Source organism: Streptococcus sp. SP8 (genome assembly GCF_030440045.1).
In the GTDB taxonomy this organism is placed as follows: domain Bacteria; phylum Bacillota; class Bacilli; order Lactobacillales; family Streptococcaceae; genus Streptococcus; species Streptococcus parasanguinis_I.
The window spans coordinates 21865-28629 of the sequence record NZ_JAQFJL010000022.1 but is presented as its reverse complement, the minus strand read 5'-3'; the positions used below and the strand labels follow the sequence as shown (position 1 = coordinate 28629).

Below are 6765 nucleotides of genomic sequence, written 5' to 3'. Positions count from 1 at the left end.
ATGTTGAAGCTGATTCAGATGCTGATGTACTCAATGATGCTGATTGGCTTGCTGATGTTGAAGCTGATTCAGATGCTGATGTACTCAATGATGCTGATTGGCTTGCTGACGTTGAAGCTGATTCAGACGCTGATGTACTCAATGATGCTGATTGACTTGCTGATGTTGAAGCTGATTCAGACGCTGATGTACTCAATGATGCTGATTGGCTTGCTGATGTTGATGCACTTGTTGAAGCCGATGTGCTCAATGATGCTGATTGGCTTGCTGACGTTGATGCTGATTCAGACGCTGACGTTGATGCTGATTCAGACAATGATTCAGATACTGATACTGATTCGCTCAATGATACTGATGCTGACTCAGATTGTGATTCTGAAATAGATTGTGAAGCTGACTCAGATGCAGACGCTGATTCGCTCAATGATGCTGATTGGCTTAGTGATGTTGAAGCTGATTCAGACGCTGATGTTGAAGCCGATTCAGACAATGATTCAGATACTGAAGCTGATTCGCTCAATGATACTGATGCTGACTCAGATTGTGATTCTGAAATAGATTGTGAAGCTGACTCAGATGCAGATGCTGAAGTGCTCAATGATGCTGATTGACTTGCTGATGTTGATGCACTTACTGAAGCCGATGTGCTCAATGATGCTGATTGGCTTGCTGATGTTGATGCACTTACTGAAGCCGATGTGCTCAATGATGCTGATTGGCTTGCTGATGTTGATGCACTTGTTGAAGCCGATGTACTCAATGATGCTGATTGGCTTGCTGACGTTGATGCACTTGTTGAAGCCGATGTACTCAATGATGCTGATTGGCTTGCTGACGTTGATGCACTTGTTGAAGCCGATGTACTCAATGATGCTGATTGACTTGCTGATGTTGATGCACTTGTTGAAGCCGATGCACTCAATGATGCTGATTGGCTTGCTGATGTTGAAGCTGATTCAGACGCTGAAGTTGAAGCTGATTCAGACAATGATTCAGACAATGATACTGATTCAGACAATGAAATTGATGCTGACTCAGAACGTGATTCTGAAATAGATTGTGACGCTGATTCAGTATTTGATTCAGAGTTGCTTTGAGTTGTTGATGCACTTACTGAAGCTGACGTGCTCAATGATGCTGATTGGCTTGCTGATGTTGATGCACTTGTTGAAGCCGATGTGCTCAATGATGCTGATTGACTTGCTGATGTTGATGCACTTGTTGAAGCCGATGTGCTCAATGATGCTGATTGGCTTGCTGATGTTGATGCACTTACTGAAGCCGATGTGCTCAATGATGCTGATTGGCTTGCTGAGGTTGACGCACTTACTGAAGCCGATGTGCTCAATGATGCTGATTGGCTTCCTGATGTTGATGCACTTGTTGAAGCCGATGTGCTCAATGATGCTGATTGACTTGTTGACGTTGAAGCTGATTCACGTGTCGATTCGCTCAACGATGCTGATGCAGATTCAGAAATTGATTTAGAAGTCTTTTCAGATGTTGATTGTGATTGTGAAACAGATTGTGACTTAGAAACAATTTCTGATTCAGATAATGATTGTGAGTTAGATTGCGATTGTGATTGTGATGCTGACTCAGAATCATTCATCTTACGGTAGTAGTGAACCGTATCACCAGATGGTTTTTCATTGGCTGATGGAATTGAGAATTGGGTACCAAATCCACTAGTAGATTTCTCTGGATTACCGAAAGAATCAGTGGCAATCTTACCTGTAGCTTTATCGATACCATATTTCGTAGTTCCACCGATAGTATTTTGCGTATTACCACCTGGTACAGCACTTGCAGTTCCCTTAGGTTCATCAGTAAACATATAATTTACGTCGCCGTGATGACCAGCTGTATACCAACCTGTGATATATACTAAACCTTCGTTTGATTTACCTGGTTCTGGATTGTGCCATGGAGAAACAGCCAATTGGTAGTCACCGTTCTTGCTTGAAACGAGACGTTTATCAGCATCCATATTTGTTGCTGCAGGAATATACTTGTCACCTGGTTTAATCACTGGAGAAGTGTAAACAAGTGTATATCCTGTTGTATCAGTGTTATTGGCCATTACTGATTCATTATAAGTAGAAACAGCAGATGGATCCAATACATAAATCTTAGTAACTGTTGAACCATCGTTGGCAACAACTTCACGAATCCGTTTTACGTAGTAATGTTGACGGCTACCCTTAAGTTCGGCATATTTAGTACCTACAGTGTTACCTAGTTCACCAGACATAGTTGAAGAATCAGCCTGTTGATACAAAACATAACCATCAAATGTACGAGGATTTGATGCAGTATAATCTTGCCCTTGGATCCCTGTTTGGGTATATGAAGCAAGTTCTGTTTCATTACCAGTTGGTTTGTAGCTTTGAGTTGTTGTATCAGAATCTGAACGAGAAGCATCATAAGTCGATGAAGCTGTATCAACTACTTTATAGTGAGTTGTTTGATTCATCTTAGTTGATGGTACAGCAATTTCAACGTTCGGTTTCTTTTCACCTTGGTTAGCAGGTGAAAGGTAGTCATAGACTTGCTCTGTCTTGTAATCAAAACCACTAGGATTCAAATCTTCATTGTGCTTGATAATGATATCAACACTAGACGGAGTTCCATCAGTAGAAGCATTATAAACAAGGTATGGATAGTACTTCTGACTTGAAAGGTCACCAAGATTGATTTCTTTGGCAGCAACAGCATTACTTAATGTTGTATTCGCAACTTCACTACCAGTTGTTTTATCAACCAAACGAACAAATACATTTGGATTTGATGCACTATTTGTCTTGTCTACAGACAATGTAATGTAGTAGTTTTTGTTGTATAGTTGGTTGTATGAAGAAAGATTCCAAATACCAAATGTCAAACGACCTGAAGCTGGGTCAGCTGCATATCCAGAAGGAATGGTTGTTGACTTGTCAGTAAGGGTCGCACCGTTTGGATCTGACATTCCTGGTGTTACAGCAACACCAGATGGATTTGTGCTTGATGTAGCAATAGCATCCAATTGTGCGTAAACTGCTGGAGAACCATTTACTGTTGTGTTTCCAGTAAATCCTGCCGCAGTCAATGTTGCCATCATGTCATCTACTGACTTGCTCAAACGTTCGCGTTGCTCAGCGTATGATTGAGCTGAAGCATTCGCGTTGATCAAGCTGTTGCTTGCTGTCAATTCTGTTTGAACTTTAGCGATAGCGGCATCAAGTGCTGCTTTCTTTTCTGGAGCTGAAACAGTGGCTGAGTAGTCTCCTGCGATCTTATTCAACAAGGCTGCTTCTGAAGTATTTTGTTCTAAGACAACTTTATCTTCAGATTTAGTAGCTGTTGTAGATGCTTCTGAAGCTGCTTCAGATTCTGTTGCTACAGCTGATTCGCTAAGAGCTGCTGAAAGTTCTGCAGATCCTTGTTCGCTCAATGAAGCTGACTCAGATACAGAGACACTTACAGATGTTGAAGTGCTTGCTGATGTTGAGGCACTTGCTGATTCTGTTGTAGATTCAGTAGTTGATTGAGTAGTTGAAGTTGTACCAAGTACAGTACTTCCTTGCACTGCAAGAGCTTCACTTGAAAGTTCAGATGCAGTTGCTACAGCTGATCCAGTTTCATCAGCTTTAGCAGTATTCGCTACTGTAGCTGCACCAAGAACAGCCCCTGCTGCTACGATCCCTTTGAGCAAGCCTCGGCTTGTCATTTCTGTTGCTGATACTTCATCTTCACGAACTTCAGCTACTACAGTTTCTTCGACCTGACCGCGGATAACTTTCAAAAGACCAAAGTTAGAAGTTGCTGCACGCAACCAGTTCTTACCTGACTTGATCAATTTAAAACGAGTCACACGATCCGTTTCACGGAACTCACCGTTCGAACGCTTAAAAAACATTTCTGTCTCCTTAATACATTTTCTATTTCCTTTATATTATAGACTACTTTGGAAATATTTCAAGCAATTATCCTCAATTATTAGTATTTTTTTTAAAAAATTTTTCTTTACATAAAGAAATCCGTTTTCATGTTCTTTTTTTGTCAAACCGGGGCATTTTTTTGATAAACTCCTATAATACTTCGACTTTAGAGCTAAAACAAAAAACCCCTTTTAATAGGGGTTTTTCTGATAATTATCTGATTTCTTCCAACATTTTTTCAATGTGTTGGATGGATTTCTCACGTCCAAGCAAGTAGATGGTATCTGGCAATTCAGGACCATGCATTTCACCTGAAACGGCGATACGGATTGGCATGAAGAGGTTCTTCCCTTTGATACCAGTTTCTTTTTGGACCGCTTTGATTTGTGGGAAGATATTTTCTGCCACAAACTCATCGTCTGACATGGCTTCAAGTTTTGCTTTGAAGGCTTCAAGTACCGTTGGCACTGTTTCACCAGCCATGACTTCTCGCTCAGCTTCCGTCAATTCTGGGAAGTCTGCAAAGAAGAGGTCTGTCAATGGAACGATTTCGTCCACTGATTTCATTTGTGGTTTGTAGAGTTCCACCAATTTCTCAGCCTTGTCTGTCAAACGACCTGCTGCTTCAAGGAATGGTTTGGCCATTTCAAAGATGGTCGCAAGATCCGCATTCTTGATATAGTCATTGCTCATCCAGTCAAGTTTCTTCTGATCGAAGGCTGCTGGAGACTTGCTAAGGCGGTTTTCATCAAAGAGCTTGATAAGTTCTTCGCGAGAGAAGATCTCATCTTCCCCACCAGGGTTCCAACCAAGAAGGGCGATAAAGTTAAAGACTGCTTCTGGAAGGTACCCTTTCTTACGGTAATCTTCGATAAATTGAAGGGTGTTGGTGTCCCGTTTAGACAACTTCTTACCAGTCTCAGAATTGATGATAAGTGTCATGTGACCAAACTCAGGTGCTTCCCATCCAAGCGCTTCATAAACCATAAGTTGTTTTGGAGTGTTGGCAATATGGTCATCTCCACGGATGACGTGAGAGATTTGCATATCGTGGTCATCGATGACAACGGCAAAGTTATATGTTGGGTAACCATCTTTCTTTTGGATAACCCAGTCACCACCGATATTGCCACCTTCAAACTCGATATCACCTTTGACCATGTCATGCCACTTGTAAATACCTGACTCATTCACTGCCAAACGAACAGTCGGGATAATCCCTGCAGCTTCACGTTCTGCAACGTAAGCTGCTTTTTCTTCTTCGCTCATTCCAAGGTATTCGTTGATGTAGCGAGGTGTTTCACCGGCTGCTTCTTGACGTTCACGTTCAGCCGCTAACTCTTCTTCAGTGACGTAAGATTTGTAGGCTTTTCCTTCCGCCAAGAGTTGGTCAATGTATGTTTGATAGAGTTCCAAACGTTCAGACTGGCGGTAGTTTTCATGCGTCTCAGGACTTTCATCCCAGTCCATGCCCAACCAACGAAGGTTTTCAAGTTGTGAGCGTTCTCCGTCTTCGACATGACGTTTGCGGTCCGTATCTTCGATACGGATGATAAAGGTTCCACCATGGTGGCGTGCATACAAGTAGTTAAACAATGCTGTACGAGCATTTCCGATGTGTAGTAGTCCAGTTGGACTTGGTGCATAACGCACACGAATATCTTTTGCCATATTTCTCTCCTCTTATCTTGTTCGCTATTTCTAGCTCATTTTTCAATCGTTCCTATTATACCACAAAGAAAGCAGGACTGAAATGAATAAGTGGCCTTTCTAGCTTTTCTTCCTATATATAAAAAAAGCCAGAACAAATGCTCCGACTTATATCCAATCTATTTGTATCTTATTAAACGAACACGGGCTGCTGATTGTGTCAAAAACGCAAGCTAAATAGCAATTAATTCAAGACACAGTAGCTGATTGGATTCTTCTGTCGCTTTCTAAGCTCAGAAGAATACCTAATCAGTCTTGTGGGGGTACGACGACGAAGCGCTTATAAATGATATCGCTTCTGTCCTACTCCCTATTTTGACTGTATCCGCTACGCCCTTTGTATCTTAACTTAGTCTTTCTTCTAATTCAAAGTCGATTGGTAGGGTTTGTAAAAAGTGCTCCAACTCACGTTCCCAGTAGAACCATTCGTGCTTACCTGGGCTGTGGGTATAGGTGACATCCAAGCCTAACTTTTCTAATTCCTTGACTTCAAAATTATTGGCTTCATAAAGGAAATCCTGCTCCCCACACCAGATCCAGAGTTTGGTCTTCTTATCTGAAAACTTCTTGGCAGCAGTCTCTAGCGAATAGGGACTGGACGTCCAATCCTCAATCTCTCCAAAAATTCCCTTCCAAAAAGCTGGTTGTTCCAAGTCATTGTTTTCAAAGTCTCTATCGTGAAAACTAAGTGCTCCAGAAAAACTAGCCGCATGAGAGAAACGATTGGTCTTGAGAGCCAAGAGCATCGATCCATAGCCACCCATGGATAGACCAGCAATAAAGGTCTTCTCCCGTTTCTTGGTCATATTAGGGAAGAAGCGAGAAAGAGTCTCTGGCAATTCCTCCGCAATGGCTGTGTAGTAGTTGTAACCATACTGGGTATCTGTGTAAAAACCATTATTGGTATTAGGTAGGACCACGATCAGATTGGTATTTCGCAAAATGCGCTCCACATTGGTTCGCTTCAACCAAGAGTGGTGGTTGCCATTCATCCCGTGTAAGAGATAAAGGACTGGAATATCCGTATCCGCTGGATCTTCCACGCGCGATGCATCAGGATAAAGGACGGACACGCCCCACTCCATCTTCAAGGCTTCTGAATAATACTCAATCTGCATAACTGCCATTTGATTTC

The 6765-nt window shown here is 41.9% G+C and carries 3 protein-coding genes; all 3 read right to left on the bottom strand.

The features are described 5' to 3' along the window. Positions 1-3898, bottom strand: a 3898-nt coding sequence (locus tag PCY11_RS10530) for an accessory Sec-dependent serine-rich glycoprotein adhesin (protein WP_301362749.1), incomplete at its 3' end; no start/stop codon positions are given. A gap of 235 nt (positions 3899-4133) precedes the next feature. Continuing rightward, entirely contained in the window at positions 4134-5591 is a 1458-nt protein-coding gene (gltX, locus tag PCY11_RS10525; RefSeq protein ID WP_070674450.1) for a glutamate--tRNA ligase, read from the bottom strand. Positions 5592-5974: 383 nt separating this feature from the next. Then, a complete protein-coding gene (locus PCY11_RS10520) occupies positions 5975-6757 on the bottom strand; it encodes an alpha/beta hydrolase family protein (RefSeq protein WP_070674453.1) in 783 nt (260 codons plus the stop codon). Between the last annotated feature and the right edge of the window lie 8 nt (positions 6758-6765).